12 protein-coding genes are annotated in these 22,110 nt (G+C 32.4%); 8 read left to right on the forward strand and 4 right to left on the reverse strand.

Features of this window, described 5'->3' with window-relative positions:
- The first annotated feature begins 33 nt into the window (after positions 1–33).
- From ACFQ5N_RS05740 to ACFQ5N_RS05775, 8 genes are all read left to right on the forward strand, one after another.
- On the forward strand, positions 34–3,039 hold the full coding sequence (locus ACFQ5N_RS05740; RefSeq protein WP_386808525.1) for a SusC/RagA family TonB-linked outer membrane protein: 3,006 nt from the start codon (positions 34–36) through the stop codon (positions 3,037–3,039).
- Between the two features lie 22 nt (positions 3,040–3,061).
- Positions 3,062–4,606 (forward strand): RagB/SusD family nutrient uptake outer membrane protein, encoded by a 1,545-nt coding sequence (locus ACFQ5N_RS05745; protein ID WP_386808527.1) that lies wholly within the window; start codon positions 3,062–3,064, stop codon positions 4,604–4,606.
- A 113-nt stretch (positions 4,607–4,719) separates the two neighbouring features.
- The gene (locus ACFQ5N_RS05750) at positions 4,720–8,010 is read left to right on the forward strand and encodes a VCBS repeat-containing protein (protein ID WP_386808529.1); all 3,291 of its coding nucleotides are present in this window, start codon (positions 4,720–4,722) and stop codon (positions 8,008–8,010) included.
- Between the two features lie 66 nt (positions 8,011–8,076).
- The gene (locus tag ACFQ5N_RS05755; protein ID WP_386808531.1) at positions 8,077–9,657 is read left to right on the forward strand and encodes a glycoside hydrolase family 43 protein; all 1,581 of its coding nucleotides are present in this window, start codon (positions 8,077–8,079) and stop codon (positions 9,655–9,657) included.
- On the forward strand, positions 9,654–10,499 hold the full coding sequence (locus tag ACFQ5N_RS05760) for a hypothetical protein (protein WP_386808533.1): 846 nt from the start codon (positions 9,654–9,656) through the stop codon (positions 10,497–10,499). The genes ACFQ5N_RS05755 and ACFQ5N_RS05760 overlap by 4 nt, the downstream gene beginning before the upstream one ends.
- 62 nt (positions 10,500–10,561) lie before the next feature.
- Positions 10,562–13,192: a glycoside hydrolase family 3 protein gene (locus ACFQ5N_RS05765; RefSeq protein WP_386808535.1), complete on the forward strand. Its 2,631-nt coding sequence runs from the start codon at positions 10,562–10,564 to the stop codon at positions 13,190–13,192.
- Positions 13,193–13,194: 2 nt separating this feature from the next.
- Complete coding sequence (locus ACFQ5N_RS05770) at positions 13,195–15,402, forward strand: beta-glucosidase family protein (protein ID WP_386808537.1); 2,208 nt, start codon at positions 13,195–13,197, stop codon at positions 15,400–15,402.
- On the forward strand, positions 15,392–16,510 hold the full coding sequence (locus ACFQ5N_RS05775) for an SGNH/GDSL hydrolase family protein (RefSeq protein ID WP_386808539.1): 1,119 nt from the start codon (positions 15,392–15,394) through the stop codon (positions 16,508–16,510). Before ACFQ5N_RS05770 ends, ACFQ5N_RS05775 begins: the two co-directional genes overlap by 11 nt.
- A 77-nt stretch (positions 16,511–16,587) precedes the next feature.
- Here ACFQ5N_RS05775 and ACFQ5N_RS05780 read toward each other — a convergent pair whose 3' ends face one another.
- Genes ACFQ5N_RS05780 through ACFQ5N_RS05795 form a run of 4 tightly spaced genes read right to left on the reverse strand, consistent with a single transcriptional unit; the run spans position 16,588 to position 22,109 of the window.
- On the reverse strand, positions 16,588–17,901 hold the full coding sequence (locus tag ACFQ5N_RS05780) for a glycoside hydrolase 5 family protein (protein WP_386808540.1): 1,314 nt from the start codon (positions 17,899–17,901) through the stop codon (positions 16,588–16,590).
- A gap of 14 nt (positions 17,902–17,915) precedes the next feature.
- Positions 17,916–19,100 carry an AGE family epimerase/isomerase gene (locus ACFQ5N_RS05785; protein ID WP_386808541.1) on the reverse strand — a complete coding sequence of 395 codons (1,185 nt, stop codon included), beginning with the start codon at positions 19,098–19,100 and terminating at the stop codon, positions 17,916–17,918.
- On the reverse strand, positions 19,081–20,265 hold the full coding sequence (locus ACFQ5N_RS05790; protein ID WP_386808542.1) for a glycoside hydrolase family 130 protein: 1,185 nt from the start codon (positions 20,263–20,265) through the stop codon (positions 19,081–19,083). Before ACFQ5N_RS05790 ends, ACFQ5N_RS05785 begins: the two co-directional genes overlap by 20 nt.
- Positions 20,266–20,270: 5 nt before the next feature.
- Positions 20,271–22,109 carry a sodium:solute symporter family protein gene (locus ACFQ5N_RS05795; protein ID WP_386808543.1) on the reverse strand — a complete coding sequence of 613 codons (1,839 nt, stop codon included), beginning with the start codon at positions 22,107–22,109 and terminating at the stop codon, positions 20,271–20,273.
- Position 22,110: the final 1 nt, after the last annotated feature.

Genomic DNA, 22,110 nt, shown 5'->3' on the forward strand with positions numbered 1-22,110 from the left:
AAACAATATCAAAAATAATTAAACCAAATATTTATGAAAATTCAAATTTTAAAAAACATCTTTTTTCTTGGGATGCTGTTGCTGGGTGCGGTTGCACAAGCGCAAAGTATTTCCGGGACAGTGTCTGATGCAAATGGCCCATTGCCAGGAGCAAGTATAGTTGTAAAAGGCACCTCAAATGGGACAACTACAGATTTTGATGGAAACTATTCTTTAGACAATGTTGCTGGAGATGCTGTTTTAGTGGTTACCTTTATGGGGTACGGTACACAAGAAGTGAATGTGAATGGCGAGTCAGTTATTCCAATTATTTTAATTGAAGAATCAGATGTATTAGAGCAAGTAGTTGTTGTAGGGTACGGAACTAAAAAGAAGAGTTTAGTAACGGGTGCAATTTCTAGTTTAGACTCTAAAGAAATTGAAAATGTTTCAACACCACGTGTTGAACAAATTTTACAAGGTAGGGTTTCTGGTGTAACTGTAGTTTCTACTTCAGGAGCTCCAGGTTCAGGAGCAAAAGTTAGAATTAGAGGAACAGGTTCTAACGGAAATTCAGATCCTTTATATATTGTTGATGGAATGAAAGTTAGTTCTATGGATAATATTGCACCTTCTGATATTGCAAATATTGAAGTGTTGAAAGATGCCGCTTCTTCTGCAATTTATGGTACTGAGGGAGCAAATGGTGTTGTAATTATTACAACAAAACAAGGTAGAATTGGTGAATCTGTAATTAGTTTCAACTCAAGTTTAGGTTCACAATCTGTGAATACTAAAATGGAATTAATGAATGCCGATCAATTTGTTACGTATATGAATGAAGCTGGTCAAACTACAGTAGTTGACAATGGTATTGATACTGATTGGATTGACGAAACTTTTAATAGCGCTTTTGTTCAACGATATGATTTAAGTTTTTCTGGAGCAACTGAGAAATTATCATACTACTTGTCAGGATCATATTTAGATCAAGATGGTACAGTTGGAGAAGAAACTAACTTTAAAAGATATACAACACGTTTAAATTTAAAAAGTGATGTAAAAGAATGGCTTCAAGTTGGTGCAAATATTACATATACAAATATTGGTAGTTCTACGGTACCTCAAGATGATTCATATAGAAGTCCTATAAATAGTATGTTGTTAATTGACCCTTTAACTCCGGTTATTTATACAGGTGATTTACCTCCACGTGCAGCTGAAGGTGTTGCAAATGGAACTGCAATGACAGATAGTAACGGAAATGTTTACGGATATCCAACATATTCAACAGGTGAAGTAGTGAACCCTGTAGGTTCATCTAACTATTTATATAGAGGTGGAGTTGATACTGATAAAATTATTATTTCAGTGTTTGCAAAGTTTAAATTATATGAAGGATTGAACTTTACATCAAGATTAGGGTACGAAAGATCAAATACTTTAGATACAAGTTGGACACCAATTTATTATGTAACTTCTGAAGAGCAAAACTCACAAGTTACATTAAATGATGAAATTAGTAGAAATTCAAGATGGTTGTGGGAAAATTTTGCTGATTACACCAAGCAAATTGGAGAACACAATATTACAGGATTGTTAGGTTATTCAGCTGAAAAAATTAAAAATCCTTATTATTCTTTACAAGGAAGCGAAGTAGCTCAAGAATCTGATGAGTTTGCTTATTTTGACTTTACAAATAGAGATAATGATAAAATTGGAGGAAGTATTTATCAAAAAAATATGAATTCAGTTTATGGTAGAATTTCATATGATTATGCTAATAAATATATGTTTGAAGGTTCTTTAAGATATGACAGTTCAAGTGTATTCCCTGAGTCTAACAAAGGTGGTTATTTTCCAGCAGTTTCTGCAGGTTGGGTAATGTCTAAAGAAGATTTTTGGAATGAAGACGGAAAAGTTGATTATTTAAAATTACGTGCAAGTTGGGGGCAAAATGGTTCTGATGCGAACTTAGCAGGTAATGGAGATATTCAAGTATTTCAAACAGTTGATGGTTCTACTTCAGTTGTATACGAAGGTATTACAGGTGTAACACCAGGAGATTTAGCAAACCCAAGTTTAACGTGGGAACGTTCTGAACAAACTGATATTGGTGTAGATTTAAGAGCCTTTGATGCAAGATTAAATATTGGAGCAGATTGGTACAATAAAACTACAAGAGATTTAATTATTCCAAACGGAAATATTATTGCTCCACCTTCATTAGGTCAAACAGTTGGTGCTATTAATGGTGGTACAGTTTCTAACAAAGGATTTGAATTTGAAGTTGGTTGGAATGATACATTAGAAAGCGGATTTAGTTACGCAGTTAACTTTAATATGTCTACTTTAAAAAATGAAGTGACAGATGTAATTGTACCAGCACCTTTACAAGGAGCAAGCTCTCCTTCAAACGGAGACGGAATTACAAGATTTGAAGAAGGATACCCATTATGGTATTTCTACGGTTACAAAACTGATGGTATTGATGCTGTAACAGGAGCGCCTATTTATGTAGATACTGATGGTGTTGATGGAATTACTGCAAATGATAAAACTATGATTGGGTCTCCACACGCAGATTTAACGTATGGAGGTAACATTAATTTAGGTTTTAAAAATTTCGATTTTAACCTTATGTTCCAAGGAGTTTCAGGAAATGAAATTATAGCTGCATATCACCAACCTTCACGTCCGTTCACAAATAAGCCAGTAAATTGGTATACCGACAGATGGACACAACCAGGAGATGTTGCTTCAATGCCTGGAGCGGCAAATGCAATTGATGCTTACCAATCAGATTTAGTTGTTGAAGATGGTTCGTATATGAGAATTAAACAAATGCAATTAGGATACACTTTTAAAGATCAGTTAATTGAGAAAGCTCATTTGAAAAAATTGAGATTGTATATTTCTATGGATAACTACTTTACATTTACTAAATTCTCAGGTTTAGATCCTGAAGCAGGTAGTTTTTCAGATAATAGTATTGGAGTAGATAGAGGTTTTTATCCAATTCCAAGAGAAATAATGTTTGGATTGTCAGTAGACTTTTAATAAAAAATAATTAGACTTAAATATGAAAAAATTAATATATAGTACAATAGTTATACTTTTTATAAGTGTATCTTGTAGTAAAGATTTTGTTGAAATACCTCCCGTGGGAGTACTAGATGCCTCTACTTTTTTTAACAATGAGGAAAATGCAGAACAAGCCTTAATTGGTTTATATGATTTAATGCAATATAATTATGCTAAAGATTGGAGCAGTGCGTACTTTGTAAAAATGTTACCTGGTGATGATGTAAATTGTGGTGGAGGTTCTGCTACAGATCAAGTTCCATTGGTTGAAATTAATGATTATGCAAATGTTTCCGTTTCAAATGCAGCAATTACAAGTGTTTGGAATTTACATTATAGAACCATTGCATTGGCAAATACAATTATTGAAAATGTTGAGTCAAGTGAATTATCAAATAAAGCATTTGTATTGGCTGAAGCTAAATTTATGAGAGCTTGGTGTTATTTTGAATTAACTACAATGTGGGGTGATGTACCATTACGTTTGGTAAATCCAAGTGAATTAAGTTCAGAAGCATTTGCCATTCCTAAAAGCACAAGAGCTGAAGTTCATGCGCAAATTGAAGCAGATTTAACTGAAGCAATTGCAGGGTTACCAACTAGAGCCGGTTTAGCACAAAACTTTAGAGTGTCTAAAGCAGCAGCGCAAGCTTTAATGGGAAAAGTTTTAGTTTTTCAGAAAAAATATTCTGAAGCTATTCCTTATTTAAATGACGTAATTTCTAATCCAAACTACGATTTAGCACCTACAATGACTGATGTTTGGTCTGTTGAAGGAGAGTTTGGTATAGGATCTCTTTTAGAAATTGGATTTATTTCTACAAACGGTTATGATTGGGGGAATGTTGCCTGGGGAGGAAGAATGGAAAGTAATTTACATGTTCAGTTAATGGGACCTCGTGGTGAGTTTGATATTGCACCAGTAGGTTTACTAAACGGTTGGGGATTTAACTATCCTTCTTCAAAATGTATTGATAAATTTGTGGCATCAGGTGAGAATAGCCGTAGAACTGCAACTATTATGACTGAGCAAGAATTAATTGATGCTGGTGGTTCTGTAACAAGTAAAGATGAAGATGGAAACCCAATTGCTATTTATGGTTATGATGGAGCAATTAGAATAAAATATGCTACAAGAGCTTCAGATACAAGTGATGGTGGTGTAAGAGAATTAAACTACTCTTCTAACTGGAGATTGTTAAGATATGCTGAAGTTTTATTATTACAAGCTGAAGCTTATAATATGGACGGGCAAGATGGAAAAGCAATAATAGAATTGAATAAAGTTAGACAAAGAGCTGGTTTAGATGATGTTTCTGCATCATTATCAGGAGATGATTTGTTAGATGCAATTGCTGAAGAGAAATTTTTAGAATTTGCCCACGAAGGACAACGTTTCTGGGATTTAGTTCGTTGGGGAAAAGCTTCAACTGAACTTGCAGGAACTGGTTATACTTCTAAAAATGATTTATTTCCTATTCCAGTAACTGAAATTGATTTAAATGCTGCATTAACTTCAGCTGATCAAAATCCTGGTTATTAATAGGGTGATTTCATATTAAAACAGGTGAAAAGCGACGTGGTAAAACACGTTGCTTTTTATTTAAAACAAATTTGATTTTTTAAAATAAATAAACACACTTTTCTTTCATTCTTATGTTTCAAAAGCGCCTACAACTCTTTATTTTAGTACTAATTTTGGTAAGTTGCCAAAACCAAACACCAACTACTTCAGCAAAAATATTTAAACCTCTTAAAGCTTCTTCAACAGGAATTCACTTTAGCAATACTATTGTTGAAAATGATTCATTAAATTATTTCAATTATACGTCCATATATTCTGGTGGAGGTGTTTCTACAGGTGATATTAATAATGATGGTTTAATTGATGTGTATTTTACAGGAAATCAAACAACAAACAAATTATATTTAAACAAAGGAAATCTACAGTTTGAAGATATAACAAACACAGCAGGTGTTGGCGGTGATAATAGATGGTATACAGGCACAACAATGGCTGATGTAAATGGAGATGGGTTTTTAGATATTTACTGTTCTGTCTCAGGAATTTTTGAACAAAGAAGTAACCAGTTATTTATAAATAACGGAGATGGTACCTTTACTGAACAAGCTAAAAAATACGGAGTTAACGACAGTGCTAATTCAACTCAAGGAACATTTTTTGACTATGATAATGACGGAGATTTAGATTTATATGTTGCAAATTATCCAATTTCAAATGTGAACACTTCAAATTTCACCTATTTAAATAGAATGAAAAATGTTACAAATGCTACTTGTGATAAATTATACAGAAATGATGGAGATTCATTTACAAATGTTTCAAAAGAAGCAGGTGTAAAAACCTATGGATTTTCGTACGGAGCAACAGTTGGAGATGTAAATAATGATGGTTGGCAAGATTTATATGTATCAAGCGATTACAGTATTCCAGATTATTTTTATTTGAATAATGGAGATGGAACTTTTAAAGAAGTAATTAAAGAGGCCGTTTCGCACAGTGCATTTTACGGAATGGGTTTAGATATTGCCGATTTTAATAATGATGGGTTTTTAGATATTTTTCAAGCAGATATGGATGCCGGAAATAATAGAAGGCAAAAAGCAAATATGGCAAGTATGAATCCTGATTTATTTTGGGAAACAGTATTTACAGGTTTTCATTTTCAATACATGCACAATTGCATGCAATTAAATTCGGGTGTTTTGGTTGATGGAATTCCTCAGTATTCAAACATTTCAAGGTTAACAGGTTCTTCTTCTACAGATTGGAGTTGGGGACCCGTTTTTGCCGATTTTGATAATGATGGGCATAAAGATTTATTTATTACCAATGGAATTAGACGTGAAGTAAATAACAGAGATTTTTTTAATACCTATACAAAAAATGATAATTCAGGATTAACAAACTTGCAGAAAAGTCTAAAAATTCCTTCAGAAAAAGTAGATAATTTTATGTTTAAGAATAACGGAAATTTAAACTTTGAAAAAGTAAATAGTCAATGGGGAATTAAACATGAAGGTTTTTCACACGGTGTTGCCTATGCTGATTTAGACAATGACGGTGATTTAGAAATAATTACCAATAATGTTGATGAGGTTGCTTCTGTATACGAAAATACAAGCTCAAATTTCAACAACTTTTTAACCATTCGTTTTGAAGGGAACTCAAAAAATAAATTTGGTTTAGGAAACAGAGTGTACGTTAAAACAGATAACAAAACGCAAATGCAAGAACTCACCTTGTCAAGAGGTTTTCAATCTTCTGTGGCACCTCAACTACATTTTGGGCTTCATAAATCAAAAATAATTGATGAATTAAAAGTTGTTTGGACAGATGGAACCGTTCAAATTTTACCAAATGTAAAGGTAAATCAGCAATTAATATTAAAACAAAGCGAAGCTATTGCTGAAACAGTAAAAGAAAAAGAAAGCACTAAGTTATTTGTTGATGATAACAGCAACTTTTTACCGAAACATAAACATATTGAAAATATATACGATGACTTTTTAAAGCAAGTATTATTACCTCATAAAATGTCTGCATTTGGCCCAGCAGTGGCAGTTGCAGATGTAAATAATGATGGTTTAGATGATTTATTTGTGGGAGGTGCATTTGATCATAGTGCAAGTTTATATATGCAAACAAATAATGGTTTTGAGCTTCAAACAAATGAAGTTTTTAATAATGATAAGTTTAGTGAAGACGTTGGTGCGTTATTTTTTGATGCTGATGCAGATGGTGATAAAGATTTGTATGTAGTGAGCGGCGGATATGAATTTGCTCCTGAATCTGAAATGTTACAAGATCGTTTGTATGTAAACAATGGAAAAGGTTCGTTTTCAAAATCAACAAACGCATTGCCAACTATGTTTGTAAGCGGCTCAAAAGCATATCCAATTGATTTTAATAATGATGGAAAACAAGATTTATTAGTACTTGGGCGTCAAGTTCCAGGAAAATATCCAACACCTACAAATACTTATTTATTACAAAATAACAGCACCCAAAACAAAGTTGAATTTAAAGATGTAACAAAAGAATTGGCTAAAGGATTTTTAAATTTAGGAATGGCTACAAGCGCGGTAATTACTGATTTTGATAATGATAAAAGATTAGATATTTTAATTGTTGGTGAATGGATGCCTATAAAAGCATTTAAAAATACAAACAACGGATTTAAAGATGTTTCAGAGGAAAAAGGATTGTTAAGTGATACTACCGGCTGGTGGTGGAGCATTAATGAAGGCGATTTTGATAATGATGGAGATTTAGATTATGTGGTTGGAAATAATGGAATGAACTATAAATATCAGGCAAATAAAAATGAAACTTTTGATATTTATGTGAACGATTTTGATAATAATAAACATTCAGATATTGTATTAAGTTATTATAGCGAAGGTGAAAAATACCCGGTAAGAGGTCGCTCTTGTTCATCGCAGCAAATACCAACTATTAAGCAGAAATTTAAAAATTATGAAACTTTTTCTGAAGCCACTCTAGTTGATGTTTATTCTGAAGAGAAATTAGAAAATTCATTGCATTACCAAGTAAAATCTTTTGCAAGCATTTATTTAGAAAACAACAATGGAGAATTTAAAATGCATCCGTTACCTGTAGAGGCGCAATTGTCAAGTATCAATCAAATATTGGTAGAAGATTTTAATAACGATAATAATTTAGATATTGCCTTTGCAGGAAATTTATATGTTTCAGAAATTGAAACTCCAAGAAACGATGCAGGATTTGGTTATTATTTTGAAGGAAACGGAGACGGAACATTTAAGCCAATTCCTCCAACAAAAAGTGGCTTTTTTACTTCAGGTGATGTGAAAGATTTAGCCAGAATCAAAATTAAGGGTCAAGAATATATAATTGCTGTTAAGAATAATGATTTTTTACAGTTTATAAAGGTAAATTAGTATTAAATTTAAGGAGTGAATAAAAAAGGAAAATTTTTTAAAAAAAATGGGGGCATCTTTTGGATAATGATGCTACTATTTGCAACAATCATAGTAAGAAGTCAAGACATTCCAAATACTTTTCAAAATCCAATTTTATCAGGATATCACCCTGATCCATCTATTTGTAGAGTGGGAAACGATTATTATTTGGTAAACTCTACATTTATTTGGTATCCAGGTATTCCAATTTACCACAGTAAAGATTTGGTGAATTGGGAGCAAATTGGAAATGGAATTCATCGCCCTAATCAAATTGACCTTAGCGGTTTACAAGATAGGCAAGGAGTGTATGCAGTTACCATAAGATATCATAAAGGATTATTTTATTTAATAACAACGTGTGTTGAATGTGAAGGGAATTTTTATATAACCGCAAAAGACCCTGCTGGCCCTTGGTCTGATCCAATTTGGATAAAAGATGCTCCAGGCATTGACCCTTCTTTAATGTGGGATGATGATGGAAAATGCTATTACACAGGTATGACTTGGATAGAAGAACAAGTTTGGCCAACTCAATGTGGTATTTGGATACAACAATTAAACTTGGAAAAGAAAAAATTAATAGGCGAAAGAAAAATAGTGACTTATGGTCATGCAAATAATGCATCGTATACTGAAGGTCCACATTTATACCGAATAAATGGAGAATATATGTTAATGTTATCTGAAGGAGGTACAGGTTTATATCATGCTCTTTCTGTGCATCACAGTGATTCTTTAATGGGACCATATGTTACAGATATGATAAATCCAGTGCTTAGTCATAGACAATTAGGAAGTGATTATCCTATTCAAGCAATTGGACATGGAGATTTAGTTGAAACACAAAATGGTGAGTGGTGGTGCGTTTCTTTAGGTAAAAGAGTAGTGGAAGGAAAAACCACATTGGCTCGTGAAACGTTTCTTTCTAAAGTTGATTTTGACAATAAAACACCTATTTTTAACAGAGGCGAAGGTAAAGTGTTAATGGAACAAAAAAGGCCAAATTTACCTTGGAGTCCGGTTATTAAACAACCTGAAAAAGATGATTTTAGTGGCAATGAATTGGCATTAAAATGGTGTACAATTAGAACACCAAAAACGAAATTTTATGAAGTTTCAAACGGAAATCTAGATCTTAACTTAAGACCAGAAGTTATAGATAATCTTGTAAATTCATCTATAATAATTCAAAGAATTGAGCATCATCAGTTTTCTGCAAGTACTAAATTATCTTTTAAAACCTCAAAAGAAAATGAACAGGCAGGTTTGGTTATTTATAGAACAAGTGAGAATTTTTATTTGTTGATGAAAGAAAAACAGGAACTGGTATTGTTAAAATCGTTTAAAGGAGTAAAAGAAGAAATTACTAGAATTCCATATAAAAAATCTGAAATTCTGTTAAAAGTTGAAGGAGATAATTTAAACGTTATTTTTAGTTATGGGGAGACAGAAAATACAATGAAACAAATAGGGGAAACACAAAGTTTAATAGTAATTGCTGATGGTAACGGAAACCAATTTAATGGTGCTGGAATAGGAATGTACGCAACAAGTAATGGCCAAAAAACTATAGGAGAAGCAAGCTTTGATTGGTTTGAGTATAAAGAAAATAGTGAAAAATGAGATTCAAAATAGGAGCATTAATTGTAATGACATTAATTTTTATGTCATTTAGTAATAAGATTGATGATAAGAGTTATTACCAACGCAAAAAATTTGATGTTAAAAAAGATCTATTGTTAGTACAATTGGATTGCAAAACGGATGTTGATGACCTTCATACAGCGGCAGCGTTAGCTACTCAAATGTATAGTTCCACTTTTTCTAGCGTAAATTATCACGTTGTTACTGGTACTTATGGAGATCAAAAAGGACTTTATGTTCCACCTAATAATTTATTGAAACTTGCTTTTAAAAACAACTGGACAGATGCCCATGAAAATGAAGAAAAAGCCTTAGAGCAAGTTATGATGATTGTAAAAAAAATACTCGACAACCAAGGTGATGTTTGGGTTGCAGAAGCGGGGCAGTCAAATTTTACAGCAAAATTGATTAAAACTATTCAAGCCCAAATACCTGAAATTAATACGGTACAGCACATTCATGTAGTGCAACATAGTGGTTGGAATGAAGATATGACTACTCCTCAGGAACTACAATATGTGAAGTCGAATGCTGATTATCAAAAAATTCCTGATGGGAATGCCGTTGGAAACGGAACACCAGGTTTTCGTGATTCTGAGTTTGTGAATTGGAAAGAAAAAATTAAGGATTCTAAGTTACTCGAAATATGGGAACTTGCTATAGATTTATCAAATCAATACAATGGGAAAGACGAACGTTATATGAATGCAGCAGTTTCATCTGGCGGATTAGACTTTTCAGATCTTTCAGAAGTTTGTTGGATTTTATCACAAGAAGATATTAAAAATGTTGAACAATTTTTCAACCTTTATGCTTATTAGCAAGCATTCAATAATAAGGAATTTTCAATCATAGATGTTTAATTAGAGAGTATATTATAATTATGAAAAAAACAATTTTACCATTATTTCTCATTTTAGCAATGTCTTGCTCAAAAGAAATACCTGTTCACAAAAACGTACATAAAAGTTTTGATGAACGAGCAAAGTACCTGGTTTCGTTAATGACTTTGGAAGAAAAAGTATCCCAAATGAGCTATGAATCACCAGAAATAGCACGTTTAGAAATACCTGAATATAATTGGTGGAATGAATGTTTGCATGGAGTTGCAAGAGCTGGAATTGCTACTGTTTTTCCACAGGCAATAGGTATGGGAGCTATGTGGGATAAAGATCAAATGTTTAAAGTTGCAACTGCAGTCTCAGATGAAGCAAGAGCTAAGCATCATGAATTTGCTTCAAGAGGTAAAAGAGGAATTTATCAAGGGCTTACCTATTGGACGCCAAATATCAATATTTTTAGAGATCCACGTTGGGGAAGAGGAATGGAAACCTATGGTGAAGATCCTTATTTAACAGGTGAATTGGCTGTTCAATATATAAAAGGTTTACAAGGTGATGATACAAACTATTTTAAGTTAATAGCCACAGCAAAGCATTTTGTGGTGCATAGTGGTCCAGAAATAGATAGGCATAGGTTTAATGCAACACCTACACCTTTTGATATGCTGAACACTTATAGCCCTCATTTTGAAAAAGTAATAAAAGAGGCAGGTGTATATTCTGTAATGTGTGCATATAATAGTTACAACGGTTTGCCATGTTGTGGAAATACAGAGTTGAACGATTTATTAAGAAATGATTGGGGATTCAATGGGTATATTGTTTCAGATTGTTGGGCAATTGTTGATTTTTATAATAAAGATGCTCATGCAGTAACAGAAACGCAGCAAGAAGCGGCTGCTATGGCGGTAAAGGCAGGAACAGATTTAAATTGTGGAAGTACATATCCTGCGTTGGTTGAAGCTGTGAAAAAAGGTCATATTACTGAGGAAGAGTTAAATGTTTCAGTAGAAAGATTAATAGTTGCACGTTTAAGATTAGGCTTATTTGCACCCAAAGGAGCTGTGAAATTTGAAAACATTTCTTATGATGTGGTTGATTCTGAAAACCATAGGTTATTGGCATTAGAAACTGCACGTAAATCATTGGTGTTACTTAAAAATGAAAACAATTTATTGCCTTTAAGTAAAAATGTGAAGAAAGTAGCAGTTATTGGTCCAAATTCAAACGATTTGGAAGTGTTATTAGGAAATTATAATGGATATCCTTCAAACCCTATAACGCCATTAAATGGTATTATACAAAAATTACCAAATGCTGAAGTAAATTATGCTGTAGGTTGCAAAACAGCCAAAGGATTACCAATTTTTGAAGTAGTGCCTTCAGCAGTTTTATTTACAGATGAATCTTTAAAAGAAAATGGTTTAAATGCTGAATATTTTTCTAATTTGGAATGCGAAGGAAATCCTTTATATACACAAATTGATGACAATGTAGATTTTACTTGGAGAACAACTTCCCCTTTTGAAGATATAAAATACGATCAGTTTTCAGCGCGTTGGACAGGTTATATTTCGGTTCCTAAAACTGGTAAATACGCGTTAGGAGGTGAAGCCTTTTCAGGAATGAAATTGTATTTAAATGATAGTTTAATTGTGGCTAGAGAAGATGTTCATCATCCTAAAAAAGAATATGAATATGTTACATTAAAAGCTAATATACCGTACAAAATTAAGTTAGAGTATAAACAAAATAATACGGATTATGCTATTATGAAATTTTTATGGGAGGCTCCAAATGATAGTTTAGAAAAAGAGGCTATTCAATTGGCTAAAGAATCTGATGTAATTATACTTTGTATGGGGCTTAGTCCACTGTTAGAAGGTGAAGAAATGAAAGTAAAAGTAGATGGTTTTTCAGGTGGAGATCGGTTAGATGTAAAGTTACCAGCTACTCAAACTGAATTAATGAAAAAACTGCAAAAGCTTGGAAAACCTATGGTTTTGGTATTGTTAAATGGTAGTGCAGTAGCAATTAATTGGGAAAATGAACATATTCCTGCAATAATTGAAGCTTGGTACCCTGGACAGGCGGGTGGTACAGCTATTGCTGATGTTATTTTTGGTGATTACAATCCGGCAGGTAGATTACCATTAACTTTTTATAAGGATATTAATGACATTCCTGCATTTTCAGATTATAATATGAAAGGTAAAACCTACCGTTATTTTAAAGGAAATCCATTATACCAATTTGGGTATGGATTAAGTTTTACAACATTTGAATATTCTAATTTTAATGTTCCAAGTTCAATTGAAACTAACAAAGAATTATTGGTTTCAGTTGAGGTTACAAATACGGGTAATGTGGCTGGTGAAGAAGTGGTACAATTATATGCAACAAAAGTAATTGATGATGGATTTAATCCAACACGTAATCTAGTAGGTTTTAAACGTCTATTTTTAAAAGTAGGAGAAACTAAAACGGTTAATTTTAAAGTTGTTCCAAAACAACTGGCAAGTGTTGATGAAAATTATGTACAAGTAGTGAATAATGAAGTTTTACAATTTTCTGTTGGTGGATCTCAACCAAATGAAGAATTAGATACAGTGCAAAAAGTAATAACGAAAGAAGTTCAATTGATAGGTGGTGCATATTTAATAAATAATTAATAATGAAGAATTTAAAAATATTTTTAAGACTATTTATACTAGTGTTTGTAGTTGTTACAACTAAAAGTATACAAGCTCAACAAATTTCTAATGTAGAAATAAATGAAAAAATAGATAGTATTTTACCGTTATTAACATTAGAAGAAAAAGTAGCAATGTGTCATGCACAATCTAAATTTTCAACACCAGGAATTGGGAGATTAGGGATTCCAGAAATTTGGATGTCTGATGGACCTCACGGGGTTCGAGGAGAGATTAATTGGGATGATTGGGGTTATGCAGATTGGACAAATGATTATATAACAGCGTTTCCGGCGTTAACATGTTTGGCTTCAACTTTTAATCCAAATTTGGCCAAAGCTTATGGAATTAGTGTTGGAGAGGAAGCTAGATATCGAAAAAAAGATATTTTATTAGGTCCAGGTGTAAATATATACCGAACACCTTTAAATGGTCGAAATTTTGAATATATGGGTGAAGATCCATTTTTGGCTTCAAAAATGGTAGTTCCTTATATTAAAGGCGTACAGCAAAATGGTGTTGCTGCTTGTGTAAAACATTATGCGTTAAATAATCAGGAATTATGGAGAAACCATATAAATGTTGAAGTAAGTGATCGTGCCTTGTATGAAATTTATTTACCAGCTTTTAAAGCAGCGGTTGAAGAGGGTCAAGTGTGGTCAATTATGGGTGCTTACAATCAATTTAGAGGGCAACATACCACACATAATGAAATTCTAATGAATAGGATTTTAAAAGAAGATTGGGCATTTGATGGTGTTGTAATTTCAGATTGGGGATCAACACACCATACAAAAGAAGCAGCGCTTTATGGTTTGGATATGGAAATGGGAACAGGAACTGATGGTTTAACTTCTTCTACAGAGAATGCGTATGATTACTATTATTTGGCAAATCCGTTTTTAAAAATGTTGAAAGAAGGTGAAATTGATGAAGCTGTTTTAGACGATAAAGTACGTAGAATACTGCGTTTAATGTATCGTACAAATATGAGTTTGAATCGTCCGTTAGGTCGTATAAACAACAAAGAACATATAGATGTTGCTCGAAAAATTGCTTCAGAAGGAATTGTGTTATTGAAAAATAAAAAATCATTTTTCCCTATAAATCCTAACAAGGAAATAACAATTGCTGTTATTGGCGAAAATGCTACAAAAAAATTAACAATTGGTGGTGGTTCTTCAGAATTAAAAGCTAAAAATGAAATTTCGCCACTAAAAGGCTTACAAGAACGATTTAAAAATGCAACTATAATTCACGCAATGGGTTATGCATCTGGGCCATCAGTGTATGGGCAAGTAATTCCATCAAAACTAGATGCTCTTAAATTACAAAAAGAAGCTGTTGAAGTAGCTTCAAAAGCTGACATTGTATTGTTTTTTGGAGGATTAAATAAAAACCATCACCAAGATTGTGAAGGTGGAGATAGAGAATCGTTTGGCTTACCATTTGGTCAGGATGAATTAATTCAAGAGTTATTAAAAGTCAACAAAAATGTAGGTGTGGTTTTAGTAAGCGGAAATGCTGTTGAAATGCCTTGGGTGGAAAATGTAAAGGCTGTTATGCAAACTTGGTATTTAGGAAGTGAAGCCGGAAACGCCATTGCCGATGTAATTAGCGGAGATGTAAACCCTTCAGGAAAATTACCTTTTTCTTTTCCAAAGAAATTAAATGACAATGCTGCACATTCGTTTGGAGAAGTTTCTTATCCGGGCGATAGTATAAATCAATATTATAAAGAAGGAATTTTGGTAGGATATCGTTGGCACGATACTAAAAATATAAAACCATTGTTCGCTTTTGGTGAAGGTTTATCATACACAAATTTTGAAATTTCAAAAATCGAGTCAAATAAAAAGGTATATGCAACACATGAGCATATTACCATTTCAGCAGCTGTTTCAAATACAGGTAATTTTGACGGAGCAGAAGTAGTGCAAGTGTATGTTGGAAAACCAACATCTAAAGTAGAAAGAGCAGTAAAAGAATTGAAGGGTTTTCAAAAAGTAATGGTTAAAAAAGGTGAAACAAAAAAAGTAGAAATTTCACTAAACGTAAAAGATTTAGCTTTTTACGATGAAACCATTTCTGATTGGAATTTAGAAAAAGGCGAGTATATTATATATGTTGGAAATGCTTCAAATAATATTTCAAAAGAAATAAATATTTCAATTCAAAATGAGTACTAAAATAATTAAGTTTTTGTTGGTTGTTTTTTCTGTTTTTTTAATGAACTGTACACCTAAAAAAGAAGCTATTTTTAATATTGAAAAAGCAGGTAGTGAGCTATTTTATTATCAGGGAAGAACAGCTGTTTTAAACGATAGTACTGCAGCCTTAATTTCGCCAGGAGCTTATGTTGCCAGTAGTTTTATAGGAGATTCTTGTGAAGTGTTTTTAAAAGCAGAGCAACAGCCGTATAATTATGTTTCAATTGAATTAGATGGCGAGTATTTGGGGAGAATTAAGGTGAAGAGTGACTCCGTAAAAGGTTATGTTTTTAAGGCTTCAACGTCAAAAAAAATGCACACGCTTAAAGTTTTTAAAGAATCTGAAGCTTCAAATGGAACAATTTTATTTAGTGGAATAAAAGCTGAAAAAATTATTTTTTATAAATTACCTTCAACAAAATACATAGAGTTTATAGGGAACTCAATTACTTGTGGTGCAGCATCTGATGGTAGTGTCTTGCCTTGTGAAGAAGGGTTGTACTCTGATCATCAAAATGTGTACTTTGCATATGGGCCAAGCTTGTCAAGAGCATTAAACACAAATTTTATGCTCAGTTCAGTATCTGGTTATGGAATTTATAGGAATTGGAATGATGAGAACATAGAAGAGCCAATTATGCCTCAGGTTTACGAAAATTTATATTTAAATTTAGATAATTCAAAAAAATATAGTTTTAGTTATATTCCTGATATTGTGAGTGTTTGTTTAGGTACGAATGATTTATCTGAAGGAGATGGCTTAAAACCTCGTTTGCCTTTTAATAAAGAAAAATTTGTAACTAATTATATAAATTTTGTAAAAACAGTTTATAGTTATTACCCAAATACGCAAATTGTTTTATTAAATAGTCCTATGTCTGGCGCAGCAGCAAATATATTATTGAGTGCTTGTTTAAAAGAAGTTCAGTCTTATTTTAACGAAAATAATGAGCAACAAATTTTATTGTTTGAATTTAATAAAGCTTATAACGGAGGTTGTTTATGGCACCCAAGTGTTAGTGAACATCAAGAAATTGCAAAAGAATTGTTGCCTTTTTTTAAGAATGTTCTGCAAGATTTAGAATGAAACATGTTTTTATTATTGGTACTTAGATTAAAAAGTACCAATTGATTTTAGTTTAAAGCGGTTGTTTGAAATTTAAATTATTTAATTAAATTAATATTGGCTTTTTGAATCAATTTTAACGTTAAAGTATCTGAAGCAAATACAGAGTTTAAGCCTTGAGGTTCTTGTGGAGGATCAGCACTAAAATCATCTCCAGATTGCCATTTTCCACTTTCATGATTTGTTTTTGCATAGCCTGCAAATCCCCAAAAATTTAGCCCGGCCAAAGCACCTTGTTTTTTTTCGCTCTTTGTAATTCTTTCAAAAATAGCTTTGTAAAATGTATTTCTATTTTTAATAGAAGCTGTTGGATCTAAACTTTCTTTTTCACGAGGAAAGCCAAATTCTGACATTACAATTGGTTTATTTAGTTTGTGAGCTATAACAATATGTTCATTCATATAATTATTGGCTTTATCAATGGATTCTAATGTGGTTTGCGCTTCATTCTCAATATTATACCATCCCCAATTTTTAGGCCACATATGCATTGTTAAATAGTCTATGTTTTTGTTTGAATGTAAACGTTCGTACATATTAATATCTTGTAAATAGCTTGCTTTTCCTTCTGCGCCTGTTGAAATTAAGTGTGTGCTATCTATAGATTCTATTAAATTTACGGTTTCATTTAACCAACTGGCAAAAGCTGTTTCATGTTCAGGTGTTATTAAAACACGAGGTTCATTTGCAACTTGCCAAGACATAATAGCAGAATCGTCTATGTATTTTAAACCTGTATAACAGTTAGTTCGTTCTAAAATAAATTTTACGTGTGTATAAAATGCTTCTTTACAAGGTTCACAACTATGAAATTGTTTGGTATAATTCATATATTCTTCCCAAGTGTATTCCTCTAAAAATGGATTGGGTACTTTTCCAAAACCGTTCCACTCTAAATATTGAGATATTCCACCAGACCATATCCAATTATTATTTAAATACAAAACGGCATACATATGTCTTTTACGCATTTCGGCCAATAAAAAATCCAAACCATCAAGTAAATCTTCGTTGTATTTTCCTTGTTTGTATTGCAATGCCGGATGCACTCTTGAGTCTCCACCATCACCTTCGGCACCTACTAAAATTCTAAGATTGTCAATGCCAATTTCTTTCATTAAATCTAACTCTTTAAGCAATCGCTCTCTATCGCCTATATTTTTTGCGGCAATTAAAGGTCCGTACCAATAATTTGCACCTATAAAATAGTAAGGTTTATTGCCTTTGTAAAATTGAGTGTTTTTTACGGTAACCAATTCAACTTCAACCAAAGCTTCTTTTTTATAAACTTCTTTACAGGAAATTACAGTTGTTAAAATGATTAAGAAAATGAAGAAATATAATTTTTTCATAAGGTAAAATTCAGTTATTTTGATAACATTATACAAGCTCTAGAATTGTGGTAAGGTGCTTTCCACATACCCATTTTACAGTTTGAAGTATCTACTTTTTGATTTTGATGTACTCTCCAAAACCATTCTCCATTTTTATGATCAATAATATGTTTTTCAAGAAAATTTAAAACACGTATTGCAGCTGTTAAATACTTTTCGTTTTCTGTAATGTTGTACGCATAAGTTAAGCCAACCAAGGCTTCTGCTTGTGGCCACCAATGTTTGTCTCCATCTAATTTTTTTGAAATAGGATTGTATTCATTTAAAACTCCACCGTCCGTATCAATACCTTCTTTTACAAATGTATTTGCAATTAAAACAGCTATGTCTTGTGTTTTTTGAAGTAATTTTTCATTAGCTATTACTTTTGCTGCTTCAATTAAAAGCCAAGCGGTTTCAATGTCATGACCGTAAGAAATTGTTGAGCTTTTTAAATTCCATTCTTCATCAAAAAATAGATTTAAATGATTTTCGGGATTCAAAAATTTATTGAAAAAGAGTGTTGTTAAATTGGTTAAATGCTGTTTTAAGGAAGGATTTTTATAGACTTTGTATAAGTTTGTATAGGCTTCTAACACATGTAAATGCGTATTCATAGTTTTAGCTTCGTTGGCATCTTTATTACTTAAGCGCATATCTTTTATAGGCGACCAATCTTCATTAAAAGCTTCAATATAACCGTTGTTTACGGTGTCATTTGCATGTTTTTCTATTAATTCATAAATATCAATTGCCCATTCTAAAGCATCTTGATTTTTTGAATATAGGTAATATTCAGACAAGGCATAAATCATAAATGCTTGCGCGTATATTTGTTTTCTTTTGTTTAAAGGTTTTCCTTCAGAACTTAATTCCCAAAATACACCGCCGTATAATTCATCTTTAAAAAAAGTTTCTAAGTAATCATAAGAACGTTTACAAATAGCGAGGTATTTGTCTGTTTTATAATGGCTGGAAGCGGCAGAGAAAGACCATAATATTCTAGAATTTAAAATAACTCCTTTGGTAGCGTTTGGAACTATGTTATTGTAATGATCACGTTCACCTAAAAACCCATCGTTTAGTTCATCTATTGAATTGTGAGTCCAATAGTTTAGTATATTTTCAAGTTCTTTGGTTAAAACATTTGCTATTTTTTCAGCTTTTGGATGCTTCATAGAAACATTTATTTCTTTCAACTAAATCTATAATTGTTTGAACAGAGCCTTGAGAATTAAAATTATCCTTAGGACTCATAAGTACATAATCAACTAATTTTTCAATTGTTGAGGTTGCAACGTGCATTCTAGTGTCAGATGAGGCGTAGTAAATATAAACTATTCCATCTTCGTCTTTTATCCAACCGTTAGAGAATAAAACATTAGAAACATCGCCTAAAGTTTCTTTGTAGTTAGGTGCCATAAAATAACCTGCAGGCTGATGAATTACTTTGGTGAGGTCATCTAAATCGGTCATAAATAAGTATAAAACATAACGTAAGCCAGCGGCTGTATTGCGTACGCCGTGTGCTAAATGTAACCAGCCTTCACTTGTTTTAATGGGCGCAGGACCTAATCCGTTTTTTAGTTCGTAAACGGTATGATATATTTTATTATTGATAATTGTTTCGTTTTTAACTACAGGATTGGTCATATCATCAACCAAGCCAAAGCCTATACCACCACCATTTCCAATGTCTATAAAACCGTCTTGAGGTCTTGTGTATAACGCATACTTTCCATTTACAAACTCAGGATGTAAAACAACGTTTCGTTGTTGCCCTGAGTTTGATACTAAATCTGGTAAACGTTCCCAGTCTATTAAGTTTTTAGTACGCACAATTCCTGCATTTGCAATTGCTGAACTTGTGTCAGTTTTTGCAGCGTTAGGATCTTTACGTTCTGTGCAAAAAATGCCGTAAATCCAGCCGTCTTCATGTTGAATTAAGCGCATATCATACACATTGGTATCAGGATTTCCTTCAATTTGTGGAATTACGCAAGGTTTTTCCCAAAATTTAAAGTTGTCAATTCCATTTGCACTTTCTGCTATTGCAAAAAATGATTTACGATCTACACCTTCAACACGAACACATAAAATATACTTATTGTTCCATTTTAAAGCGCCAGCATTAAAGGTTGCATTCATACCTATTCGTTCTAATTGGTATGGATTTGTTGAAGGGTTTAAATCGTATCTCCACTCAATTGGCGTATGTTCAGCAGTTAAAATTGGGTTTTTATAGCGGTTATAAATTCCGTTTGATTGTTTGCTGAGTTTGTTTTTTTTGGTGATTAATTTTTTATAACGCTTTTGAGTTTTTTTTAAATGTGAGTTTTTCATACGCCTTAGTCTAGTTTATCTTCAAGAGTATTCCACCAGTATTTTTTCAATAAAAATATGCATACAATTAAAATGGCAATTGAAATATATACAGGTGTTGCTTGTCTAAAAATAATATACATTGGAATAATTACTAATACAGTTTGTGCTACAATTCCTGTAAAAACATTAAACATATCTATTTTAAAGTCTTTATTGGTTTTAAAGTTAGGGTCTTCAGCAATTAGTTTGTTGCTAATTGGTTTCCAAAATCCCCACGGTCTAACATTTTTATAAAAGTCTTTTAAAACAGCTTCTTCAGTTGGTGGAGCAGTGTAGGTTCCAACAATACTACCTATTAACGAAATAACTAAAATTATTGGGAACAAATACAAGCCTAAAACATTAGGAAATAATTCAGGAACAATACCTGCAGAAACTAATCCGGCAGCCATTCCCCAAAAGAAACCTTCACCATTAAAGCGCCACCAGTGCCATTTTAAAATGTTGGCACCAACGTAACTTCCGTATAAAACAGAAACAATCCATTGCAATACAGAGTTTACATCTTTAGCAAAAATACCCAGTACAATACTTACAAGTACTACTACAATACCAGTTAAGTAATTCATGTTTTTAATTTGAATATTGCTTGCATTTGGGTTTTTATATTTTAAATAAATATCATTTACTAAATATGCTTGAGCAGCATTTAAAGTTCCTGCAAAGGTTGACATAAACGCAGCAATTAAACCAGCTAATAATAAACCTAACAATCCTACAGGAACAAATTCTTTAATAGCGGTTGGTAGTATTAATTCAAAATCAACTTGGCCAGTTGTATTTATCAAATCTAATTTTTCGTAATAAATTAAAGCTAAAGCTGCAAAGCCGGCAATCATTAAATAACGAATTGGCATTAAAACAACAGAAACAAATCCACTCATTTTTGAAGCATCTGCAGCACTTTTGGTTGATAGTATTTTTTGCATATCGTAGGTTGGAGCAGGACCAGCTAAACTTACTAGTATACCTTTGAAAACCATCATCATAAAGAAAATAGTAAATAGTCCAAAACCATCTTCTTTTATTTTTTGATTTACTTCAGGAATAATTGTGCCCCAATCTAAATTTAATTCCCAACCAAAAGTAGGACTCATCCAACCTTCAGGTACGTTTAACATGTGTGTTCCTACAGCTTGAAAACCTAAATAGCCAATAATTAAAGCGGCTACAGTCATAATTGCAAATTGAACAACATCAGCCCAAACAATACCAGACATTCCACCTAATAAAGAGTAAAATACAGCAAAGCAAGTAAATATAATTCCGTAGAAATGAGGTACATATTCAGGAGTCACAGCAAAAGGAATATAATTGCTTACAACTTCCCAAGGAATAAAAATTTCAACAAATTTCCCTAGTCCAATAAAGCCATATGCTAAATAACCAAGACACATAATTAAGGCAAAAACTACCACAACTATGTGCGAAAGTTTGGCGCCTTTTTTAAAGCCAAAACGTGTACCAATCCATTCAGCACCTGTTGTAGCATTTGATCTTCGCAGCCATTTAGATAAATAAACCATTAAAAAAACTTGATTAAAAACTGGCCATAACCAAGGAATCCAAGCACTTTTAATACCGTAAACAAACATAAGTGTAACCAACCAAATTGTACCCGAAATATCAAACATTCCTGATGCGTTAGAAAGGCCTAACATATACCAAGGAATTGATTTTCCTCCTAATAAATAATCGTCTTTACTTTTTTGAGCTCTTTTTCTAAGAACTAATCCTATTACTACTATGGTAACTAAGTACAATAGAATAATTAATATGTCAGCGGTGTGTAATAATTTCATA

The sequence above is a fragment of the Lutibacter holmesii genome, from assembly GCF_042679665.1.
Taxonomy (GTDB): Bacteria; Bacteroidota; Bacteroidia; order Flavobacteriales; family Flavobacteriaceae; genus Lutibacter; species Lutibacter holmesii.